Genomic DNA, 20,575 nt, shown 5'->3' on the forward strand with positions numbered 1-20,575 from the left:
CCATGGCACGGCTTGTTTTTGTGTGTTGGGGCAACATCTGCCGATCCCCGATGGCGGAGCGGATCGCGCGCCGGATGATCGACGAGCAGGGTCTCGACATCGAGGTCGAGAGCTTCGGCGTTTCCGAGGAGGAGGCGGGCAACCCCATCGACCGCCGCGCCGCGCGGACCCTCATCAAGGCGGGCTACGACCCCGACGGGCACCGTGCCCGGAAAATCGGCGCTGCCCACATCAAGTCAGCCGATCTCGTCGTGGCCGCCGAGCCGTTGCACGTCGACCGCCTCCAGCGCATCGCTCCAGGCGCCTCCAACATCGTGCTGCTCAACGACTTCAACCCCGCGATGGACCCCGGCACCCCGCTCATCGACCCGTGGTACGGGGACGAGGCGGGTTTCCAGGAGACGCTCGACGACCTCGAGGCAGCGATGGAGGGCATCCTGCGGGCCGTGCAGGAACGGGCCGCGCGTCGCTGAGATGAGCCGTCGACCGGCCTTGGTTGACCAGTCAGCGGGAGCCGGACGCCGGGGTGGGGCCAGCGCGTTACCCTGAGGGCTTCACCAGCGAAAGGCGCGGCGGATGAGCCTCACAGGACGAAGCTTCCTCAAGGAACTCGACTTCACCCCGGAGGAGTGGCGCGGGCTGCTCGACCTGGCGGCCGAGCTCAAGCGCGAGCGCCGCGAAGGCCGTGAGACCAAGCGTCTGGCGGGCAAGCAGGTTGCCCTGCTGTTCGAGAAGACCTCCACGCGGACCCGCTGCGCATTCGAGGTGGCAGTCGCCGACCAGGGCGGCACGACGACCTACCTCGATCCCGCCGGCTCACAGATCGGGCACAAGGAGTCCGCGGCCGACACGGCGAGGGTGCTTGGCCGCTGGTACGACGCGCTGGAGTACCGGGGCTACCGGCAGGACGTCGTCGAGACCCTCGCGGCCCACGCCGGCGTGCCGGTCTACAACGGGCTCACCGACGAGTGGCACCCCACCCAGATGTTGGCCGACCAGTTGACGATGCTGGAGCACAGCGACAAGCCTATCGGGGAGATCGCTTTCGCCTTCGTCGGGGACGCGCGCAACAACGTCGGCAATTCGCTGCTGATCTCGGGCGCGCTGATGGGCATGGATGTGCGGATGGTGGCTCCGGAGTCGCTGCAGAACGCCGCCGAGATCGTTGCTCAAGCACGGCACCTCGCCGAGCGGACAGGCGCGCGCATCACGATCACCGACGACGTCGCCTCGGGGGTCGCCGGCGTCGACTTCGTCTACACCGACGTCTGGGTCTCGCTCGGCGAACCCAAGGAGGTGTGGGCGGAACGCATCGAACTGCTGCGCGACTACCAGGTCAATGCCGAGCTCATGGCGAAGACCGGCAACGCCCACGCGAAGTTCATGCACTGTCTGCCAGCGTTCCACGACCTGGAGACCACCGTCGGCCGCGACCTGCATGCCGCGTTCGGCCTCAACGGCGTGGAAGTGACCGACGACGTGTTCGAGTCGCCGGCGAACATCGCGTTCGACCAGGCAGAGAACCGCATGCACACCATCAAGGCGATCCTGGTGGCCACGCTCACCTGACCTCTGCGTCTGTGGCAGCCGCGACGACGCGGGGGTCCTGACGCCAACCGACAACGGGAAACGCCAACGGGCACGGCGAAACGCCAACGGGCACCGCGGAACGCCAACGGTTAGCCCGGAACGCCAACGGTTAGCCCGGAACGCCAATCGACAACCCGTGACGCCGACGAGACTCAGCGACGCCCCTGATATATCGCCGGCGTCACTGGGTGTCGTCGGCGTATGGCCTTGTCGATTGGCATTTGCGGCTGACGGTTGGCCTTTCCCTGTTCGCGTTGGCGTTTCCGTCTTTCCGTTGGCGTTTCCGTCTTTCCGTTGGCGTTCGCGTCTTTCCGTTGGCGTTCGACGTCGAGTGGTTGGCGTTGCGACGTGGGGAGACCTCCGCCGACGGGGGGGAGACCCTCACCGACGTGGAGGCGGCTCGTTCCTCTCCCCCTACTCAGGGCGACGTAGTGCAGGGAGACAGAGGTGCCCCGCCGCTTACGCGACGGGGCACCTCTGGTCTAGCAGGGAGTGTCAGCTCAACGTGGGACGGTAGTAGTTACCGAACAGCACGAGGTTGTTGAACACCCACTTGTTCTCCTGGGTGAAGTCGTACCTTCCGGTCTTCTCGGACTTGACCGCGTTGTACACGGTGGTCCAGCGGTAGGTGCGGCAGCCGTTGCCACCGGTGGCTGCGGTGTCGCACTCGGTGCGCCACTGCTGGCCGTCGGTGCCGACGAAGGTGCCGGTCTTGCCGATGGGGTTGTTCGCCCACTGCGCACGGGTCATGTACGGCAGGTAGGTGAGGTTGTTGAAGGCCCAGCCACGCTCGATGGTGAACGTGTTGCCGGTGCGCTTGACGACGGAGGCCCAGATCTCGGTGCGGCAGCGCTCGGTCTGCGAGTAGTCCTCACAGGTGGTGCGCCACTGACGGCCGTTGATCGTGTGCATGCCCTCGAGGGTGTACGGCGCGGTGCGGACGTAACGGTTCAACTGCACGTTGACCAGGGCATGGATGACCGTCTCGGAATCCAGGACCAGGAAGTCGACGATCTGCTCGCCGGCCTCCACCGAGGTGCCGTTCGGCAGCTGGACGCTGACCGTCGCGACGCCGTCGACGACGGTGCCGTAGCCGACCTCTTCGTCGCCGATGAAGGCGTAGACCTCGGTGTTGTCGAGCGGCGGGCTGACCTTCCAGGCAGCCTCCTGCTCCTCGGTCAGGTCGACCGGGATCGGGTTCAGATCCATGTCGAGGGTCTGCGGCGCAACCCCGCCGGAGAGCGGCTGGCCGAACGTGTAGGTGAGCGCGGGCCCACCCTCGACCAGGGTGCCGGTGGCGAGCTTGGCGGAGACGCCACGCTTGCTGTAGTCAGGGCTGAGTTCGTCGAAGGACGCGACCCAGGTGACCCAGGCCTCGAGGTCGGCGCGGCCCGTGTCGCGGGTGTTGACGCCGTTGCCGAGCTCCGTGAAGTTGTCGCCGCCCGAGATCAGGAACGAGCCGGAGCCGACGGTGTAGAGCTTGTCCATGTCGATGGGCTCGCCGTTGATCCACACGCCGGTGATGCGCTCGCCCTCGGGGAGCGACTCATCGTAGGTGTAGCTGACGTTGTCCGACAGACCGAGCTGGAGGAAGGGCCGGGAGGAGCCGTCAGGCTGCCACTGCTGGTTCAGCACGGTGACGAACTGCTCGCCCGTGATCTGCGTGGTGAACAGCGAGTTGGCGAACGGCAGCGTCAGGGCCGCTTCGCGGTAGGTGATGTCGCCTTGGTTGAAGGAGTCACGCGTGCCGCCGGCGTTCTGCAGACCGATGAACTCGTCGTCGTCGCCAGCCAGCATGTCGTGGAACATCTGGGCCGCCATGTTGACCATGGGAGACTCGACGTTGCGGTTGTTCGCGCTGCCGTCGACAGCTGTCGAGATGGCGTCGGTCGCGTAGCCGATCACCTGTGCGCCGAGTTCCGCGGCGGAAGCGTTCGCGGCGGTGAGGATCGTGTTCACGGCCGTGATGCGGGGCGTCTCGATGGGGGTGACGCCGCGCACGTCGATGATGCTCGCCGTGGCATCGCAGACGCCATCGTTGACGGAGTCGACGCTGAGGTCGACGCGCGAGAGTCGCTCGCCATAGGAGCCGGCCTGGACGACGGGCACGCCGCCGTCGGTCTCGTACGTGTACACCTGGTGGGTGTGCGAGTTGAAGATGGCGGCCACGCGGTCGTCGACGTCGTTGAAGATCGCGTCGAACGCCTCGGACTCGGCAGCGTTCTGCTCGGCCGTCAGGGAGCCGGAACCGGCGCCCTCATGGAACGAGGCGATGACGACGTCGGCCTCACCGTTGGCGTCGTCGCCGTCGAGGAGCTGCGCCGTGACGCGGTTGACGGCCTCGACCGGGTCACCGAAGGTGAGGTCTGCGATGCCGTCGGGCGAAACCAGGGAGGGCATGTCAGCGGTGACAGCGCCCACGACACCGATGGTGACGCCGCCCTTCTCGAACAGTTCGTATTCCTTCATGGGCGCGGCCACGGTGGTGGTGCCCTCTTCGTACACGTTGGCGCCGAGGTAGGAGAAGTCGGCCAGCGGCACGACACGACCGGCCAGGTCGTCCCAGCCCTTGTCGAACTCGTGGTTGCCTACGGCGCTGGTGTCGAGGTCGGCGGCGTTGAGCATGTCGATGGTCGGCTCGTCGTCGAGGATCATCGACTCGAAGGTCGAGGCGCCGATGTTGTCGCCCGAGCTGATGAACAGCACGTTGTCTTCGCCCTCGTCGATACGTGCCTGCTCGATCGGGGTGAGGAGGCGCGGCACGGCGGAAAGGCGCCCGTGGAAGTCGTTGATGGCGAAGATGCTGACCTTCTCGTCAGCAGCAACGCATTCGCCGATTGCGGCGGTAGCAGTAGGGGTGAAGGCTGCGAAGGCAAGGCCGCTCGCTACCAAGGCCGAAGCGGCCAGGTTTGCCGTCACCCGGGTGGTCAGTTTCTTCATGACTCTCCGTTGGATCGATGAATAGAGAAGATTCCCCCCCGAGGGGACTCAGTGGTCACTCTCTCCGCAAAACGCGGGCGGGTCAAGCCGATACCGGGTTGTTAACGCTCTCTACACCTTTTAGGTGGGGTTTGGTTACTTCCCACAAGGCACGCGAGGAGGCTGGCATTCTTAGAAGGCGACGGCGCCGGCCGAGAGAAATCCATAAGCTACGCTGGCGTAACCTACGGAAACGTAAGTTGCGGAAGGAGGCCGCGTGCGCGGTCAGAGCCACGACATGGTGCAGCTGCTCACCCCAGACGGGGAGCGGCTCGAGCACGATGAGTTTGCCTTCACGGGCACCACCGACGACCTCGTCGGATTCCTACGGGACATGATCCTCGCCCGGCGGTTCGACGCGGAGGCCACGGCTCTGCAGCGCCACGGCGAGTTAGGGCTGTGGACGCCGTTGCTCGGCCAGGAGGCGGCGCAGGTCGGCTCGGCCCGCGCAGTGCGCGAGGGCGACGTCGTGTTCCCGTCGTACCGCGAGCACGCCGTCGCCATGGTGCTGGGAGTGCCCCTGACCAACCTCCTCGGGCTTTTCCGGGGGTCGAACGGCGGCGACTGGGAGAAGCTCGAGACCTTCAAGAACTACCAGATCGTCATCGGCTGCCAGACCCTCCACGCCACCGGCTACGCGATGGGGCTGCAGTTCGACGGCGCCGTCGGCAACGACGATGACGCCGACAACTCGGCGGTCATCGTGTACCACGGCGACGGCGCAGCCAGCCAGGGCGACGTCAACGAGGCCTACGTCTTCGCCGCCAGCTACAACGCGCCCGTCGTGTTCTTCTGCCAGAACAACCAGTGGGCGATCTCCGAGCCGATCGCGCTGCAGTCGCGGATCCCGCTGTTCCAGCGCGCCCAGGGCTTCGGGTTCCCCGGCGTCCAGGTGGATGGCAACGACGTCCTCGCGGTCAAGGCCGTCACCGACTGGGCCATGCAGCGCGCGCGTGCGGGGGAGGGACCGAGCTTCATCGAGGCCTTCACCTACCGCATGGGCGCCCACACGACGTCCGACGACCCGACGAAGTACCGCCGCGCCGCTGAGGACGAGGCCTGGAAGGGGCGCGACCCCGTCGCGCGGCTCACCACGTACCTCCGCAACGAGGGGGCCATCGACGACGCGTGGCTGGCCGCCATCGACGACGAGGGCAAGGCGCTGGGGGCCGACGCGCGGGCGTCCATCCCGCAGCTCGAGGACACCACGATGGACAAGCTCTTCGCCACCGTCTACGCCGAACCCACCGTCGCCTTGGAGGCGCAGCGGCGCGAGTACGCCGAGTACGCGGCCAGCTTCGAGGAGAACGCATGAGCGAGACCCTGACCATGGCCAAGGCCCTCAACCGGGGGCTGCGGCGTGCCCTGCAGGCCGACCCGAAGGTGCTGTTGGCGGGGGAGGACATCGGCAAGCTCGGCGGTGTGTTCCGCATCACCGAGGGACTGCAGGCCGAGTTCGGCGAGAACCGCGTCATCGACTCGCCGCTGGCGGAGTCGGGCATCATCGGCACCGCGGTGGGTCTGTGCATGCGGGGCTATCGGCCCGTGGTGGAGATCCAGTTCGACGGCTTCGTCTTTCCCGGCTTCTCCCAGATCGTCACCCAGGTGGCCAAGCTGCACATGCGCACCGCCGGGCAGAACCCCATGCCCATGGTCATCCGCATCCCGTTCGGCGGCGGCATCGGCGCGGTCGAGCACCACTCCGAGTCGCCCGAGGCGTACTTCGCGCACACCCCCGGGCTCAAGGTCGTCTCCTGCTCGAACGCCAACGATGCCTACTGGATGATCCAGCAGGCCATCCAGTCCGACGATCCGGTCGTCTTCCTGGAGCCCAAGCGGCGCTACCACGTCAAGGACACGGTGAACTTCTCCGCGCGGCCCGCCCCCATGCACCAGGCGAACATCGCCCGCTACGGCACCGACGCCACGCTGCTGTGCTACGGACCCATGGTGAAGACGTGCCTCGACGCGGCCGCGGTTGCGGGGGAGGAGGGCACCTCGCTCGAGGTCGTCGACCTGCGCACGCTCAGCCCGATCGACTGGGTCACGATCACGTCGTCGGTCCGTCGGACCAAGCGGGCGATCGTCGTCCACGAGGCTCCGCTCACGCTCGGTCTCGGGTCTGAGGTGGCTGCCCGGCTCGCGCAGGACCTCTTCTACGTCATGGAGGCTCCCGTCCTGCGGGTGGCCGGCTACGACATGCCGTATCCGCCCGCCCGGGTGGAGGAGGAGTATCTACCATCGGTGGATCGCATCCTCGACGCCGTCGACCGATCGCTCGCCTACTAGGAGGCACCTGTGAAGCGCGAATTTCTGCTCCCGGACCCGGGCGAAGGATTGCTCGAGGCCGAGATCGTCGCCTGGCGGGTCGCTGAGGGCGACGTGATCGAGGTCAACGACGTCCTGGTCGAGATCGAGACGGCCAAGTCGCTCGTCGAGCTCCCGTCCCCCTTCGCCGGCACCGTCACGCGGTTGATCGTGGCCGAGGGGACCACCGTCGAGGTGGGTGCCCCGATCGTCGAGATCGACGACGGCGCCGACGCGCCCGACGAGGCGGCGGGCCCCAACCTCGTCGGCTACGGAGCCTCGGACACGGGGGCCGCCCGCCGACGGCGCCGCGGCCAGCCCGATCGGGGCTCGGTCTCCGACGCCATGTCTGCCGCCTACGAGCAGCACGAGCCGGGACGTCGCGCTGACGAGGTGCATCCGGCGGGCACCGTTCACGCGCAGGCATCGGGCGATCCGTTGCCGACCCCGGGTCGCGCTCCCTCGGAATCGCAGTTGGTGCTCGCCTCCGACCCCGGCGATGCGCGCGCCAAGCCACCGGTGCGCAAGTACGCCAAGGACCTGGGGGTCGACCTCAACTCCGTCGTCGGCACCGGGCCGGACGGCACGGTGACCCGTCGCGACGTTGAGGCGGCGGCGGCCTTCCGCATGCTCGACGACGAGCCCAAGCAGGGGCGCATCCTCAACGACCAGGCGTCGTTCCAGGGGAGTCCATCCGGCGCGCCCGGGGGGCAGTCGCACGCCGGTACGTCGTTCAGCGGGTCGGCGTTCGGCGGAGGTTTCGGTCCGACGGAGGGCCTCGGCGGGTTCGACCCCAACCAGGGCCGGGCGGAGCGGCGCGTGCCGATCAAGGGCGTGCGCAAGGTGACGGCCGACAACATGGTGAAATCCGTCAACACCCACGTCCACGTCACCGAGTGGATCACGATCGACGTCACGGGAACGATGGAATTCGTCGAGACGCTCAAGCAGCGTCGCGAATTCACCGGGCTGCGCGTCTCACCGCTGCTCGTCTACGCCAAGGCCATCTGCCTGGCGCTCACCCGCAACCCCGACCTCAACACCTCGTGGGATGAGGAGCGTCAAGAGATCGTCTACTACGGCGACATCAACCTCGGCATCGCTGCGGCGACGCCACGCGGGCTCATGGTGCCCAACATCAAGGGGGCGCAGCGCCTCAGCCTGCTGCAGCTCTGTCAGGCCATCAACCAGTTGGTGCAGGTGTCAAGGGAGGGCAAGCTCCAGCCCGGCGACTATTCGCAGGGGACGTTCACCATCACCAACGTCGGGGTCTTCGGCATCGACGCCGGCACACCGATCATCAACGGCGACGAGTCGGCGATCTTCTGCATGGGCTCGATCGAGCGCCGTCCGTGGGTGGTGGGCGAGGGCGCTGACGAGAAGGTGGTGCCCCGCTGGGTGACGACGCTCGCGGTCGCGTTCGACCACCGGATCGTCGACGGTGAGCAGGGGTCGCGGTTCCTGCACGATGTCGCCTCGATCCTAGCTGAGCCGGCCCTGGCGCTGCTCTACTGAGCCTGTCGTCCGTGGTCCCTGAGCTTGTCGTCCGTGGTCCCTGAGCTTGTCGAAGGGTTACGGCCGGCACTGTGGTCGCCGCCCTTGTGGTCGGGGGCGGCGGGAGGGCGCGGGGCCGTTACCCTTCGACGGACGGGCTGCTCGCAGAGCGAGCTGGCCCTGCTCAGGGACCACCCTTCGACGGACGTTCCTCGCGCAGAGCGCTCGTCACTGCTCAGGGACCTGTGTTGCGGCTGATCAGCGCCACACCGATCTCGATGAGGACGCGCAGGACGAGGATCTTGAACACCGCAGCGGCCAGCCCGACGACAAGCGCCTCCACCACGGCCATGCCTGGGGCGAACTCGCTCATCAGCAGGCCGACGACGCGAAACAGCCATTCCGCAGCGACGGCGGCGACACCGATGGTGAAGATCAGCCCAGCCGATCCTGGCAGGGCCAACTTCCTGAAGCTGAAGTCGAACAGGCCGCTGGCCTCGGCCTTCGCCGTCGATCGTGCCTGCGGTGCGGCGGGTGGTTGACCCCAGCCCTGCTGCGCCCACTCGGACTGCTGGGCCGGCCACTGACCGCCACCCTGCTGCCAGGCCGGCCCAGCCTGCTGCGCCTGCCAGTCCTGGCCGGGTGGTTGTCCCTGCCAGCCATGGGCCTGAGGTTGTTGAGCTCCACCCTGGCCCTGCCACCCTGGAGCGGAGGTGTACCAGTCCTGGGATGCGTGGACATCGCCGGACCCGGTCGTCTGTGGTCGCCACTCGTGGGTGTCCGCCTCGCCTTGGGGCTGCCACTCCTGCGAAGCAGCCTGCGGCTGCTGCCGTTCCCACTCCCGAGTGGGATCTGGTGCCTGCGGCCAGCCGGGGGCCTGTTGGGCGTCGTCCGAGCTGGGCCTCCACTCGTGCGACCCGCTGTTCCACTGTTGGTTCGACATGCCGAAAGTCTGCCACGGCGGCCCGACCGCTGAGCTTTGTCAGCGCGCGCCCCCTGGGCCACGAGGATCCGGACCCAGACCTGAAGCCATCTGGTCCGGACGCCAACAGGGAAGCTGCAGCGCCAACAGGGACACTGCAACGCCAACGAGGAGCGGCAAACGCCATCTGGCAAGCGAGGACGCCGGCGATCCACACCGATGCCCGCGATATATCGCGGGCATCCTTGAGTTTCGGTGGTACGACCGGATGTCGGTTGGCGTTGGGTGCTGCGGGTTGGCGTCGGGTGAGTTCTCGTTGGCGTTGGGTGCTGCGGGTTGGCGTCGGTGCGTACCCGTTGGCGTCGGTGCGTCCCGTTGGCGGTCGGGGCTGCCGGTTGGCGTCATTGAGCTCGGGCAGCGCGCGCAACACCTGAGACACTAGGCGCATGCCTACTCCCACGCAGCTCCGTGTCGACCTCGAGGCGATCCACGCCAACCTGGCGCTGGCCCGCGACCGCGCCAACGGGCGGTCGGTGCTGGCTGCGGTGAAGGCCAACGCCTACGGGCACGGTCTCGTTCCGGTGGCGCGCTCCATCCAGGAGCGCGGGTCGGCCGACTGGCTCGGGGTCGCGCTGACGAGCGAAGCCGAGGAGCTGCGCGCCGCAGGCATCACGCTGCCCATCTTGAAGTTCACACCGACGCTCGCGGACGACCTCGACGACGCCATCACGGCCGAGCTGACCCTCTCGGTCGGCGACGCCGGCGCGATCCGCGCCGCGCAGTTGGCGGCGGCCGCTCGGGGGCGCATCGTCGAGGTCCATCTCAAGATCGACACCGGCATGCGCCGCGTTGGGGCCGAACCCGGAGACGCCGCCCTGCTGGGAGCCCAGCTGGCCGACTCGCCCAACCTGCGGGTCGGCGGCATTTTCACCCATCTTCCGGTGAGCGACGTTCCGGAGGGGGGTGAGTTCACCCGAGCCCAGTTCCGCCTGTTCGACGATGTGGTCGCCGACGTCGAAAGAGTCGTGGGCACAGTCCCGCTCGTACACTGCGCCAACTCCGGCGCAGTCCTGGGTCACGACCTCGGCAGGTCCACGATGGTGCGGCCCGGCATCATGATCTACGGCTCTTATCCGGATCCGCACACCCCCCGCGACCACCCGCTGAGCGATGTGGCGCGGTGGACCTCGCGCATCACCTTCGTGAAGCGGGTCCAGGCGGGGCAGACGGTGGGCTACGGACGCACGTGGACGGCGCCGGTCGACACCTGGGTGGCGACTGTCGCCGTCGGCTACGGGGACGGCTACTCCCGACTGTTGTCGTCGCGCGGCCGCATGCTGGTGGACGGGCATTCGTACCCCGTGATCGGGCGCGTGTGCATGGACCAGACGATGATCGATCTGGGCCCTGACCTGCCGACGGTCGGGGTGGGCGACGAGGTGGTCCTGCTGGGTACCAGCGGGAAGGAGCGCATCGGGGTCGAGGAGATTGCGGAGCTGATGGGCACCATCACCTACGAAGTAACCTGCCTCATCACCGACCGGGTCCCGCGCGTCTACTGACCGGCGTGACCGAGCGACACCGTCAGCTGTTCGGGGCGTCGCCCATCTCGACGCTGCCCTGCGACAACCGGGGACGTCGGCTGGGGAACTCGGCCATGGCGTGGCGGGCGATGGTGGAGGTCGACCAGCCGTCGACGGCCGCGCCGACTCCGCCGCCGACCAGCGGGATCCGCTTGGCAGCCCACACCCCCATGCGCTTTCCGCTCATCTGGTTCATGGCCCGATCGAACAGCGCCCGGGAGACCTGGCCGTCCAGCCGCGCATCGAAGACGGGGGCGGTGGCCACCACGAGGGGCGACGACGGCAGCACGCCACGGCTGACGAGATCGGCGTTGGCGCTGGGGCCGAGCATCACCATGAGGATCGCCGTGCGGACACGGGGGTCGGACAGCTCGTAGCCGCGCAGATGCGCGATGCCCGCCACCAGCCGCGCCTGGACGAACGTCGCGGCAGCCAGGTTGGCGGGGATGGTGACGAGGGAGAGCAGGAACCCGCCCCAGTTCGTCGCGAATCCCTGGCCGCCGGCCATCGCGATGTGCTGGGCGACCATCCGCGATATCGCGGCCTCCGGATCGTTGCGCTGGGTGAGCAACTGCTTGGCGGCATGCTTCGCGCCCGGCAGTTTCCCCTTGCCCTCGATGGCGATGTCGAGGATCTCGTGGAAGACGTTGGCCGTCAGCCCCTCGGCCACGGCGATGACATTCTGCTCACTCATGCTGGCCCCTTTCCAGTGACCCTAGGTTCGCACACCGCTCCAAGCGAGTCGACCCTTACCGACCCTGGAATCCCCCGGGTAAACACTCACGAACGTCGGAGCGTCCTGTCAGACTGGACAAATGCTGGGCGTGACCTTCGGCCTGCCGTCCGAGTGGCCGAGCCAGGACCTCATCGGGTACACCGATGAGTTCAGCGCTGCCCTGGCGCTGGAGGGGTATCGCTGCGGAGTGTTCCCCATGCCGATCAACGCCGGGGATTCCGAGATGGGCTGGTGGTCCCCGATGCAGCGCGGGCTCCTACCCGTGGACGGGCTGCACGTCACGAGGTCGATGCGACGAGCCGCGAAGCGCTACACCACGACGGTTGACGCGGCCTTCGACGACGTCGTCGCCGCCTGTGCCGACCCCGACCGTCCCCACGGCTGGATCGACACCCGCATCCGCACCGCGTACGCCCGGCTGCACGCCACCGGCTGGGCCCATTCGGTCGAGACCTGGGACCGCGACGGACGCCTCGTCGGAGGCCTCTACGGGGTTCACGTCGGAGGACTCTTCGCCGGCGAGTCCATGTTCCACGACCCCGAGCTTGGTCGAGACGCCTCGAAGGTGGCGCTGATGAGGCTCGTCGAGGAGCTCACCGCCGCGGGGGTGATCCTCGTCGACGTGCAGTGGCTGACGGATCACCTTGGCTCGTTGGGCGCCTACGAGGTGCCGCGGCGCGTCTACCTGAGCCGTCTCAACGTAGCGCTCGGCCTCCCGCAATCGCCGTGGCCGGGCGCCCTCACGGTCCCAGGCCGGCGGGTGGGACCCCCGAACAGTCATCCACCACCACGTCCCGAGGAGGCGTAATGCCCGAACTCCCAGAAGTAGCAGCGCTCGCACAGGCGCTCGAAGAGAAGCTGCGGGGCCGGGTGATCGCCGCTGGCCACCTCGTGTCGTTCTCGGCGCTCAAGACCTACCGCATCGGCCTGGAGGCCCTCGCCGGACTCGAGATCGGGAGTGTCACCAGACACGGCAAGTTTCTCGACATCGAGGCGCAGGGGATCCACCTCATCTTCCATCTCGCCCGGGCCGGTTGGGTCAAGTGGCACGACGAGGTGCCCGCTGTGCCAGCCCGGGCGGGGAAGTCCGGGCTCGCCCTGCGCGTTGTCCTCGACGACGGCTCCGGATTCAGCCTCACCGAAGCCGGCACCCAGAAGCATCTGGCCGTCTACATCGTCGAGGACCCTGCCGAGGTGCCGGGCATCGCGGCCCTGGGTCCCGACCCGCTGGCGGAAGGCTTCACGGCAGACGACCTCGGCCGCATCCTGGCCGACGCGGGCCGAGCGCAACTCAAGGGCGTCCTGCGCGATCAGAAGACTCTGGCAGGAATCGGCAATGCGTACTCCGACGAGATCCTGCACGCAGCCAGGCTGAGCCCGTTCAAGCCGGCCAACTCCCTGGAAAAGGAGGGCGTGGACGAGCTGTACCGGCACATCCGCCAGGTCCTGGGCGACGCCGTCGTTGCGGCGAGCGGCCACCCCATCGAGGAACTCAAGGACGCGAAGCGGGCCAGCATGCGGGTCCACGGCCGGACCGGCGAGCAGTGTGACGAGTGCGGGACGACGATCGCGGAGGTGTCGTTCGTCGATTCGTCGCTCCAGTACTGCCCGGGGTGCCAGACCGGAGGAAAGCCCTTGGCTGACCGTCGGCTTTCCAAGTTGTTGAAGTAGCGGCTCTGCGGCCGACAGGGTGGGCCTACGATGTCGTCATGTCAGACGCGATGGGCAAGGTCGAGGACGCGGCCAAAGACGTTGAGGATCACCCGGCAGCTTCGTGGGTGGCGGCCGCCGGGCACGTCGCCAACGGCATCGTGCACGCGGTGATCGGGTTGATCGCGATCAGCATCGCACGCGGTGCTGCCGGTGAGGCTGATCAGGGCGGAGCGATGCGCGCCATTGAATCGACGCCGCTGGGTGAGATCTCGCTCTGGGTCGTGGGCGTGTCGATGGTCGGGCTCGGCCTCTACACCCTGGCTACCGCCATCGGACAGCTCCGGGACGACCTGTGGCAGGGGCTCAAGGACCTGGGGAGGATGGTCACCTACTTCGCCGTCGGTGTCGTGGCACTGACCTACGCCACGGGTGGCACCTCCAGCGGAGAGGGCACCACCGAATCACTCAGCGCTCGCCTCATGGCCACCGGCTGGGGCTCGATCTTGCTGGTCATCGTCGGCCTCGCCATCGTCGCGATCGGGGTGGGGATGATCGTCAGCGGAGTGCGTCAGCGCTTCATGCGGCACGTCGACGTGTCGCCCAAATCCCAGAAGTGGTTCGTCCCGCTCGGGATCGCAGGCTACGTGGCCAAGGGGTTGGCCGTGGCTGCCGTCGGGGTGCTGTTCGTCGTCGCAGTGTGGACGAGTGACCCGTCGCAGACCGGTGGCCTGGACGGCGCCCTGAAGTCCTTCACCCAGTTGCCGTTCGGGCGGGTCGTGCTGTTCGGGATCGCCGTCGGGCTGATCACCTACGGGCTCTTCTGCCTGGCCCGCGCGAGGAAGGCGAAGCCCGCCTAGGGCCCCGCCCTTCTAGACCCGCCAGTCGCCGAGCGCCCCCTCGAGCGCCCCGAGTGACGCCTCGATCACTGCCCACCGCAGGTCAGGCGAGCATTCGGAGTTGGCCCAGCGGAGGCAGGCCTGGTCGACGAATCCGAGATAACCGTGCAGCGACATCTCGTGCCGCGCCCAGGCGTCGGGGGTGAGCCCCAGGGATGCACGCAGGTCCGCCACGTGGCGCAACCTGCCCTCCTCGCGAACGGCCAGGGCCTCGGGCGGCTCATCGCCGGCGAGGAACGGGTTGGTCCAGGACGTCGGATCGGCCGCGACGTGGTCGAGGTACGCCTCGAGTAGCGCCCGCACCTTGTCCCGTGGTGGGGAGCCTGTGGGCAGCGACGCGACGGCGGAGCGCTGCTGAGAGGCAAGCGCATCGTCGGCCGCCTGGACCACCGCCGCGTAGAGTCCCGCCTTCGACGTGAAGTACCGGTAGACCAGTGCGGGCGAGGCGCCGACCCCTTCCGCCACGTCGGCAACGCGGACGTCGGCGTACGGTCTCGCCCGGAAGGCGGCTGCGGCGCCCGCGAGGATGTCATCGCGCCGAGCGTCCGCGGCCATCCGGGTTCGTGGGGTTCGGTCGGTGCGGGCCATGGCTGCACAGTAGCGGGCCAGTTGCCGAAAAGCCATTACTGAACTAGAGTCAGTAAAAGTTATTGACTCCAACTCACTAAGGAGATCGCATGCTTGAGCACGCCGTCTGGTGGCACGTCTACCCCCTGGGTGCCCTCGGCGCCCCGATTCGCGGGGAGCACGGTGCGCCCGAGCCGCGCCTGCGCCGATTGGAGGCGTGGCTGGACTACGCCGTCGAATTGGGGTGCAACGGCCTGCTCCTCAACCCCGTCTTCGCCTCGGTGGCCCATGGGTACGAAACTCTCGACCACTACCGCATCGACCCGCGGCTGGGGGACACGGAGGACTTCGACGCTCTGGTCGCTGCGGCGGCTAGCCGTGGTCTCCACGTGGTGCTCGACGGAGTCTTCAACCACGTCGCCCGCGAACATCCTCTGGTCGCGGCCCGGCCGGACATGATCCGCTGGCAGGGTGATCAGCCGAAGGGGTGGGAGGGCCATTCTGACCTCGTCGAGCTCAACCACGATCACCCGGAAGTGCGCGCGATGGTGGCCGACATCATGGCGCACTGGCTGCGCCGGGGCGTGGCGGGATGGCGTCTCGACGTCGCCTACGCGGTGCCCGCGGACTTCTGGCGCGACGTCCTTGGTCGGGTCCGCGCGGAGTTCCCGTCCGCGATCTTCCTCGGCGAGGTGATCCACGGGGACTACGCGGTCATCGCGCGGGATTCCACCTTCGACTCGGTGACCCAGTACGAGCTGTGGAAGGCGATCTGGAGCTCGCTGGTGGACCGCAACGGCTGGGAGCTGGCCCACGCCATCGAGCGGCACGCCGCGTTCAGCGCGGAGTTCATTCCCAACACGTTCACCGGCAACCACGACGTCAGCCGGATGGCGAGCCTCGTCGAGCCCCACCAGCTGCCGATCACCCCGTACCTGCTCACCACCCTCCCCGGCGCGCCGTCGGTGTACTACGGCGACGAGCAGGGGTTTACGGGGCTGAAGACCGACCGGCTCGGCGGCGACGACGACGTGCGGCCACCCCTGCCTGCGTCTCCCGCCGACCTCTCGGCGCTCGGTGCCGGCATGCTCCACCACTACCAGGCGGCGATCGCGCTGCGCCGTCGCAACCCCTGGCTCGCGACGGCCGATGTCGAGGTGACCAGACGCGCCAACGAAGCCATCTCCTACCGGGTGACGGGCAGCGGGAACACGCTGGATGTCCACATCGACCTCGTCGGTGGGGGCGTCACCATCGAGGGCTCGGGCGAGCACCTCGTCGTCTAGCGAACCCGATCACGCCCCCTCAGGCCCTGGCGTGAGCGGGTATGTCCGCGACGATCTGCCGCTGCCGCGCCGTCGACGCTTCCCAGGAGCGCTGCGCCTCCACGTAGGCCTGACGGGCGCGCTCTCCCCAGAGGGCCGAGGTGCCGTTCAGCTCCGACTGGAGGTCGGCCAGCAGCGAGGCGAGCGCATCCTGAGCGGCGGTGAGGCGGGCCAGGCCTTCCGCGAGGCCGTCGTCGGTCGGGATGGACGCGCGCCGCACCGGCTGACCCGGACGTCCGTGGCTGATGTCGACGTTCATCGACCCGGCCCGACGATGGGGGTGGCGCTGCGTCCACCCTGTTCGCGGAGGGACTCCACGAGCGAGGAATGGATGAGGTCGAGGCCCTGTTTCACCCGCTCGAACTCGGTGTCGAAGCGGCGGTAATCGCCCTGGAACGCGGATGCCGCCCGCCCGTGCCAGCGGGAATCCAGCTCCGCCATCTGCCCCTGCAGTCTGGTCTGAAGGGCGTGGATCTGCTGGTGGCGGGATTCGACGCGCTGGGCCGCGCGCTGCATCGTTTCGCGGTTGCCCGCGGGTTCGCTCATGATCTGCTCCCTCATCGTCGACGGTGAGCCCCCCGGCTCAGTAGCGCAACGTCACCCCCCATGCCGACTGCACCATCGACACTATGCGCCGATGGGGTCAAATATCAGCGTCGTCCACGCACCAATAGAACCGACGTCCGTCCTTCCATCCCGCCGACTGCGGACGGGCCGGGTCACGCAGGTGGCCTAATGTAGAGCCGTGCTCGGATACTTCGGCCCCGCGGGGACCTTCACTCACCAGGCGCTGCGCACCATCTCGGCCGAGGACGCGGTGGCGTTCGCCAGCGTCCGCGAGGCGTTGGAGGCAGTACGCGAGGGCCAACTGCTCGGTGCCGTCGTGCCCATCGAGAACTCGGTCGAGGGAGGCGTGTCGGCCACGCTGGACGAGCTGATTGCGGGCGAACCGCTGGCCATCCGTCGTGAAATCGTGATCGCCGTCGAGTTCGGCCTCTACGTGCGTCCGGGCACGCAGTTGCACGAGGTGCGTGAGGTGCTCACCCACGGTCACGCCGCGGCCCAGTGCCGCGACTGGTTGGCGTTGATGGTGCCGCAGGCGACCGTCACGGAGGCCGGCTCGACCGCCGGCGCTGCGGCCGAGGTTGCGCGCCCCGAGTCCCGGTACGACGCCGCAGTGTGCGCGAGGGTCGCCGGCCAGCTCTACGGCCTGACGGAGCTGGCCTATCAGATCGAGGACAACCCGGGGGCCGTCACCAGGTTCGTCGAGGTGGGGCTGGCCGGGTCGGTCCCGGAGCGCACCGGCGCGGACAAGACGACGCTTGTGGCGTACATGCGCGAGGACCACGCGGGTGCCCTGCTCGAGATCCTCGAGCAGTTTGCCGTGCGTGGCGTCAACCTGAGCCGCATCGAGTCTCGGCCGACGAAGACGACGCTGGGCAGCTACTGCTTCTCCATCGACGTGGAGGGGCACCTGGACGACAAGCGTGTCGCCGAGGCGCTCGAGGGACTCCACCGCGTGTGCCCGCGCGTGCACTTCCTCGGCTCCTACCCCCGGGCGGACGGGCGCAGGCCGGCTGTCGGCTACGGCTCCACCGACGAGGAGTTCGACGCTGCCGCGGAGTGGGTCGCGAGCCTCGGGGGCTGAGCCACCGCAGTGCCCCCACCCGCGCCTGCAGCTCGCGGTGGGACCACGACACGGACTGCGCCCGGCACCACGTCGAACTGGACACGCAGCACCTCGCCGACCACGTCCCCGTCGATCTGGAACAGGACCGGCCGTGCGGCCTCCACCACCGCGCGGTGACCACGGACCCGGTCGAGGAGCGGCTCGTAGGTGGAGTGCGTCAGCACGCCGGCCATCATCTGCGCGACGTCGGCGACATGCCTGGGAGAGGCGATGAGGAGGTCGAGCAGCCCGTCGCTGGCGCTTGCGTGCGGCATCAGGGACACCCCGGCCTGGAGATCGCCCACATTGCCCACCTCCACGAGGGAGGCATCGCGCTCGATGGGTTCGGAGTCGTCGACTGTGACCCGTACGGGCACGGGGGTGGCCCGGATGTGCGAGAGTCCCGCCACCAGGTAAGCCACCGGTCCGAGCTGGTTCTTCAAATTCTCGTCGGCATCCTGCAGCACGGCAGCGTCGGCACCCAGCCCCGCCATGACGGCGGCGAAGGACTGGCTGCCGTCGTCGAGATCGGTGACCCGGACAAGGTCCAGCGGGCCGGGGACGCCTGTGAGAGCGAGCTCCAGTGCGCGCTGAAGGTCGAGCGGGATGCCCAGGTTGCGGGCCAGCAGGTTCCCGGTGCCCAGGGGCAGCAGGCCGACGGTGGCGTCGGCGCCGACGAGGGCGCCACAGACGCTGCGGACTGTGCCGTCGCCCCCGGCCACCAGTACCAGATCGACGCCCGCGCCCCGCGCGGCCTCGGCCATGCCCGGGCCCGGGTCGTCGGCGCGCGTCTCCAACCAGAGCGCAGGGCGCCATCCCTCGTCGGCGAGGGTCCCGTCGACCGTGCGGCGCAGGAGGCCGAGGTCGCGCACCTTGGTGGGGTTGTAGATGACGGCGGCGCGCCCCGCGCCGGAGCCGGGGGTGAGCGGACGCAGGAGGTGCACGTCGGCGAGCAGCCCAGCCAGCGACCAGGCGAAGGCGCCCAGCAGCACGGCCCCGATCACCCCCGTGGGGCGGCTGGCGGACAGGTAGAGGCCGTTGGCGGCGACGGCCGCGACAAGGAGCGTGGAGGCGGCCGTCCAGGCGGCAACGAGACCGCCGCGTCGTCGGGTTGCGACGACGATGGTGACCACCGTCATGCCCAGGGTGACCGCGGCCGTGACCCGCGGGGAGGGGTAGGCGTCAGCAGCCAGGGCGCGCCAGGGTGCTGAGACGGGTGCGGCGGCGATGAAGTAAGCGAAAAGCTGCGCCAGCGACGCCGCCAGCGTGACGGCCAACACGGTCGCACCGGCCAGCGCGCTGAGCCGACGCCGCGACGCCCACAGTGCGATCAGGAGAGCCATCGCGTAGAGGAAGGGTGGGAAGGTGAGTGTTGCCATCGTGTGGGCGGCCACGCTCTCCCAACCCCTGCGCGGGGCCGTCCACCTCCAGAGCGGGTCGAGGTCCACCGGGGCGGTGAGCGTCCAGGTCAGGAGCGCTGCCCCGCTGAGTGCGGCGGCCACGATGGTGAACTCAGAGCGCCTGACCATGGCGTGATTGTGGCACGGGGGCCGGGGTCAGGCCGGACGCAGGCGCGTGCGGGGTGGACGTCGGACGAACAGCCAGGGCAGGACAGCCGCCGCGAGGACGAGGCCGGTGGCGGCGAAGGCCCAGCCGAAGCCGAGAACGTCGGCGATGAGGCCGGCGAGCATCGTCCCGGCGATCGACCCGAGGTCGAGTGCCATCGAATAGGTGGACAGCGCCTGGCCGCCGTTTCGTTCGGTGCCGATGAGGTCCCCCAGCAGCGCCTGCGAAGCGGGCCCCAGGAGCGCCGCGCCGACGCCGGCCAGCGCCGAGAGGCCGAGGAACCAGAACAGATTCTCACCCCACCCGAAGAACGCGGTGGCGAGCGCGGAGACGGCCAGCCCCAGGACGAGGAAGGGGCGCCGCCCGTAGCGGTCGACGAGCCTGCCGGTGACCTGCTGGGCGATGGCGCTACCGGCGGCGAAGAGGGTCAGCGCGATGCCCGCCCAGGCGGCACCGATGGCGGGCACTGAGGCTGCCATGAGCGGCAGGAGGGCGATGCGCACGCCGAAGTTGGCCCAGCCGTGGGCGAAGGCGGTGATGAGCAGGGCGCGGTAGTAGGGCATGCCCATGGCCTCTGCCAGCGACATGCGCTCACGGGTATCCGTCGACGTCGGGCGTCCCCCCGCGGCGTCCCGCAGGAAGATCAGCACGATCGCGATCGCGATGAACACAGCCCCGGAGTAGATGAAGAACGGGGCCCGCAGCCCGAGCCCGGAAAGGGCCGAGCCGAGGATCGGGCCGGCGATGCTCCCCAGCAGGAACGCGGTGCCGTACAGCGAGGCCGTGTGGCCCCGCTGCGACGGTGGGGAGAGCTTCACGAGCAGGGCCATCGACGAGACGGTGAACATCACCGATCCGAGGCCGCCGAACCCACGAAAGACGATGAGGGTCCAGTAGTCGGGAGCGAGGCCACACAGCGCCGTCGAGATGGCGTTGATGCTGAGCCCGAGGACGTAGATGTTGCGTTCGCCGAACTTGTTGACCAGCGCGCCGCCGGCCGGGGCGAAGATCAGGCGGATGAACGCGAACACCGAGACGATCGCCGAGGCGGCCATCACCCCGACGTCGAAGGACGCCGCGAACTGCGGGAGGATCGGGGCGACGAAGCCGAACCCGAGCGCGATGATCATCGCCGCCGCGATCAACACCCAGATCTCCGCCGAGATCGGCTCCCTCGTTTTCACCCACCAACCCTACGCTGGTCCGGTCGTGGGGGCTGAGTTGAGCAAATGAGATGGGTCGTCGAATCCGTAACGCTGTTACCCCGGCGTGTCGCGTGGTTGACCCA

General features: G+C 68.6%; 19 protein-coding genes. 11 read left to right on the forward strand and 8 right to left on the reverse strand.

What is annotated here, in order from left to right; genetic code table 11:
* Window positions 1-2 precede the first annotated feature (2 nt).
* Entirely contained in the window at window positions 3-473 is a 471-nt protein-coding gene (locus RPIT_RS00325) for a low molecular weight protein-tyrosine-phosphatase (protein WP_077344137.1), read from the forward strand.
* Between the two features lie 103 nt (window positions 474-576).
* Window positions 577-1,569 (forward strand): ornithine carbamoyltransferase, encoded by a 993-nt coding sequence (argF, locus tag RPIT_RS00330; RefSeq protein ID WP_077339386.1) that lies wholly within the window; start codon window positions 577-579, stop codon window positions 1,567-1,569.
* A 516-nt stretch (window positions 1,570-2,085) separates the two neighbouring features.
* On the opposite strand, the gene RPIT_RS00335 is transcribed toward argF, so the two are convergent.
* Complete coding sequence (locus RPIT_RS00335) at window positions 2,086-4,530, reverse strand: bifunctional metallophosphatase/5'-nucleotidase (RefSeq protein ID WP_077339388.1); 2,445 nt, start codon at window positions 4,528-4,530, stop codon at window positions 2,086-2,088.
* 277 nt (window positions 4,531-4,807) lie between these two features.
* Between RPIT_RS00335 and pdhA the strand changes: the two genes are divergently transcribed.
* From pdhA to RPIT_RS00350, 3 genes are read left to right on the forward strand one after another with little or no spacing between them, the layout of a single operon-like run.
* Window positions 4,808-5,884, forward strand: a complete 1,077-nt coding sequence (pdhA, locus tag RPIT_RS00340) for a pyruvate dehydrogenase (acetyl-transferring) E1 component subunit alpha (RefSeq protein WP_077344138.1) — start codon at window positions 4,808-4,810, stop codon at window positions 5,882-5,884.
* On the forward strand, window positions 5,881-6,858 hold the full coding sequence (locus RPIT_RS00345; protein ID WP_077339390.1) for an alpha-ketoacid dehydrogenase subunit beta: 978 nt from the start codon (window positions 5,881-5,883) through the stop codon (window positions 6,856-6,858). The genes pdhA and RPIT_RS00345 overlap by 4 nt, the downstream gene beginning before the upstream one ends.
* Window positions 6,859-6,867: 9 nt before the next feature.
* Window positions 6,868-8,391 carry a dihydrolipoamide acetyltransferase family protein gene (locus tag RPIT_RS00350; protein ID WP_077339392.1) on the forward strand — a complete coding sequence of 508 codons (1,524 nt, stop codon included), beginning with the start codon at window positions 6,868-6,870 and terminating at the stop codon, window positions 8,389-8,391.
* A 214-nt stretch (window positions 8,392-8,605) separates the two neighbouring features.
* Here RPIT_RS00350 and RPIT_RS00355 read toward each other — a convergent pair whose 3' ends face one another.
* The gene (locus RPIT_RS00355; protein ID WP_077339394.1) at window positions 8,606-9,313 is read right to left on the reverse strand and encodes a DUF4282 domain-containing protein; all 708 of its coding nucleotides are present in this window, start codon (window positions 9,311-9,313) and stop codon (window positions 8,606-8,608) included.
* Between the two features lie 425 nt (window positions 9,314-9,738).
* On the opposite strand from RPIT_RS00355, the gene alr reads away from it, so the two are divergent.
* Window positions 9,739-10,854 carry an alanine racemase gene (gene alr, locus RPIT_RS00360; RefSeq protein WP_077339396.1) on the forward strand — a complete coding sequence of 372 codons (1,116 nt, stop codon included), beginning with the start codon at window positions 9,739-9,741 and terminating at the stop codon, window positions 10,852-10,854.
* A 22-nt stretch (window positions 10,855-10,876) separates the two neighbouring features.
* Here alr and RPIT_RS00365 read toward each other — a convergent pair whose 3' ends face one another.
* A complete protein-coding gene (locus RPIT_RS00365) occupies window positions 10,877-11,569 on the reverse strand; it encodes an EcsC family protein (RefSeq protein WP_077339398.1) in 693 nt (230 codons plus the stop codon).
* Window positions 11,570-11,690: 121 nt separating this feature from the next.
* On the opposite strand from RPIT_RS00365, the gene aat reads away from it, so the two are divergent.
* Genes aat through RPIT_RS00380 form a run of 3 tightly spaced genes read left to right on the forward strand, consistent with a single transcriptional unit; the run spans window position 11,691 to window position 14,121 of the window.
* On the forward strand, window positions 11,691-12,419 hold the full coding sequence (aat, locus tag RPIT_RS00370) for a leucyl/phenylalanyl-tRNA--protein transferase (RefSeq protein WP_077339400.1): 729 nt from the start codon (window positions 11,691-11,693) through the stop codon (window positions 12,417-12,419).
* Window positions 12,419-13,282, forward strand: coding sequence for an Fpg/Nei family DNA glycosylase (locus RPIT_RS00375; protein ID WP_077339402.1), 864 nt, complete (start codon window positions 12,419-12,421; stop codon window positions 13,280-13,282). The genes aat and RPIT_RS00375 overlap by 1 nt, the downstream gene beginning before the upstream one ends.
* Before the next feature lie 38 nt (window positions 13,283-13,320).
* Entirely contained in the window at window positions 13,321-14,121 is an 801-nt protein-coding gene (locus tag RPIT_RS00380) for a DUF1206 domain-containing protein (RefSeq protein WP_077339404.1), read from the forward strand.
* A gap of 12 nt (window positions 14,122-14,133) precedes the next feature.
* Here RPIT_RS00380 and RPIT_RS00385 read toward each other — a convergent pair whose 3' ends face one another.
* On the reverse strand, window positions 14,134-14,784 hold the full coding sequence (locus RPIT_RS00385; RefSeq protein ID WP_218121586.1) for a TetR/AcrR family transcriptional regulator: 651 nt from the start codon (window positions 14,782-14,784) through the stop codon (window positions 14,134-14,136).
* A gap of 53 nt (window positions 14,785-14,837) precedes the next feature.
* On the opposite strand from RPIT_RS00385, the gene RPIT_RS00390 reads away from it, so the two are divergent.
* Window positions 14,838-16,013 (forward strand): alpha-amylase family protein, encoded by a 1,176-nt coding sequence (locus RPIT_RS00390; protein ID WP_077339408.1) that lies wholly within the window; start codon window positions 14,838-14,840, stop codon window positions 16,011-16,013.
* Between the two features lie 19 nt (window positions 16,014-16,032).
* On the opposite strand, the gene RPIT_RS00395 is transcribed toward RPIT_RS00390, so the two are convergent.
* Both RPIT_RS00395 and RPIT_RS00400 read right to left on the reverse strand, forming a co-directional pair.
* The gene (locus tag RPIT_RS00395; RefSeq protein ID WP_077339410.1) at window positions 16,033-16,311 is read right to left on the reverse strand and encodes a hypothetical protein; all 279 of its coding nucleotides are present in this window, start codon (window positions 16,309-16,311) and stop codon (window positions 16,033-16,035) included.
* Complete coding sequence (locus tag RPIT_RS00400) at window positions 16,308-16,598, reverse strand: WXG100 family type VII secretion target (protein ID WP_162274451.1); 291 nt, start codon at window positions 16,596-16,598, stop codon at window positions 16,308-16,310. Before RPIT_RS00400 ends, RPIT_RS00395 begins: the two co-directional genes overlap by 4 nt.
* A 199-nt stretch (window positions 16,599-16,797) precedes the next feature.
* Here RPIT_RS00400 and pheA point away from each other — a divergent pair, with 199 nt between their 5' ends.
* Window positions 16,798-17,700: a prephenate dehydratase gene (pheA, locus tag RPIT_RS00405; RefSeq protein WP_077339414.1), complete on the forward strand. Its 903-nt coding sequence runs from the start codon at window positions 16,798-16,800 to the stop codon at window positions 17,698-17,700.
* Here the strand turns inward: pheA and RPIT_RS00410 are convergent.
* Window positions 17,637-19,250 carry a bifunctional phosphatase PAP2/diacylglycerol kinase family protein gene (locus RPIT_RS00410; RefSeq protein WP_077339416.1) on the reverse strand — a complete coding sequence of 538 codons (1,614 nt, stop codon included), beginning with the start codon at window positions 19,248-19,250 and terminating at the stop codon, window positions 17,637-17,639. The genes pheA and RPIT_RS00410 overlap by 64 nt on opposite strands.
* Before the next feature lie 27 nt (window positions 19,251-19,277).
* On the reverse strand, window positions 19,278-20,471 hold the full coding sequence (locus RPIT_RS00415; protein WP_218121587.1) for an MFS transporter: 1,194 nt from the start codon (window positions 20,469-20,471) through the stop codon (window positions 19,278-19,280).
* Window positions 20,472-20,575: the final 104 nt, after the last annotated feature.

The organism is Tessaracoccus flavus (assembly GCF_001997295.1).
Taxonomy (GTDB): Bacteria; Actinomycetota; Actinomycetes; order Propionibacteriales; family Propionibacteriaceae; genus Arachnia; species Arachnia flava.

Excerpts from the sequence above, each read along its gene's own strand:
- RPIT_RS00355 (WP_077339394.1), bottom strand. The coding sequence starts at position 9,313 with ATGTCGAACCAACAGTGGAACAGCGGGTCGCACGAGTGGAGGCCCAGC.
- aat (WP_077339400.1), top strand. The coding sequence starts at position 11,691 with ATGCTGGGCGTGACCTTCGGCCTGCCGTCCGAGTGGCCGAGCCAGGAC.
- RPIT_RS00385 (WP_218121586.1), bottom strand. The coding sequence starts at position 14,784 with ATGGCTTTTCGGCAACTGGCCCGCTACTGTGCAGCCATGGCCCGCACC.
- RPIT_RS00400 (WP_162274451.1), bottom strand. The coding sequence starts at position 16,598 with ATGAGCGAACCCGCGGGCAACCGCGAAACGATGCAGCGCGCGGCCCAG.
- RPIT_RS00335 (WP_077339388.1), bottom strand. The coding sequence starts at position 4,530 with ATGAAGAAACTGACCACCCGGGTGACGGCAAACCTGGCCGCTTCGGCC.
- RPIT_RS00375 (WP_077339402.1), top strand. The coding sequence starts at position 12,419 with ATGCCCGAACTCCCAGAAGTAGCAGCGCTCGCACAGGCGCTCGAAGAG.
- RPIT_RS00365 (WP_077339398.1), bottom strand. The coding sequence starts at position 11,569 with ATGAGTGAGCAGAATGTCATCGCCGTGGCCGAGGGGCTGACGGCCAAC.
- RPIT_RS00390 (WP_077339408.1), top strand. The coding sequence starts at position 14,838 with ATGCTTGAGCACGCCGTCTGGTGGCACGTCTACCCCCTGGGTGCCCTC.
- RPIT_RS00345 (WP_077339390.1), top strand. The coding sequence starts at position 5,881 with ATGAGCGAGACCCTGACCATGGCCAAGGCCCTCAACCGGGGGCTGCGG.
- argF (WP_077339386.1), top strand. The coding sequence starts at position 577 with ATGAGCCTCACAGGACGAAGCTTCCTCAAGGAACTCGACTTCACCCCG.
- RPIT_RS00395 (WP_077339410.1), bottom strand. The coding sequence starts at position 16,311 with ATGAACGTCGACATCAGCCACGGACGTCCGGGTCAGCCGGTGCGGCGC.
- pdhA (WP_077344138.1), top strand. The coding sequence starts at position 4,808 with ATGGTGCAGCTGCTCACCCCAGACGGGGAGCGGCTCGAGCACGATGAG.
- RPIT_RS00325 (WP_077344137.1), top strand. The coding sequence starts at position 3 with ATGGCACGGCTTGTTTTTGTGTGTTGGGGCAACATCTGCCGATCCCCG.
- alr (WP_077339396.1), top strand. The coding sequence starts at position 9,739 with ATGCCTACTCCCACGCAGCTCCGTGTCGACCTCGAGGCGATCCACGCC.
- RPIT_RS00380 (WP_077339404.1), top strand. The coding sequence starts at position 13,321 with ATGTCAGACGCGATGGGCAAGGTCGAGGACGCGGCCAAAGACGTTGAG.
- RPIT_RS00410 (WP_077339416.1), bottom strand. The coding sequence starts at position 19,250 with ATGGTCAGGCGCTCTGAGTTCACCATCGTGGCCGCCGCACTCAGCGGG.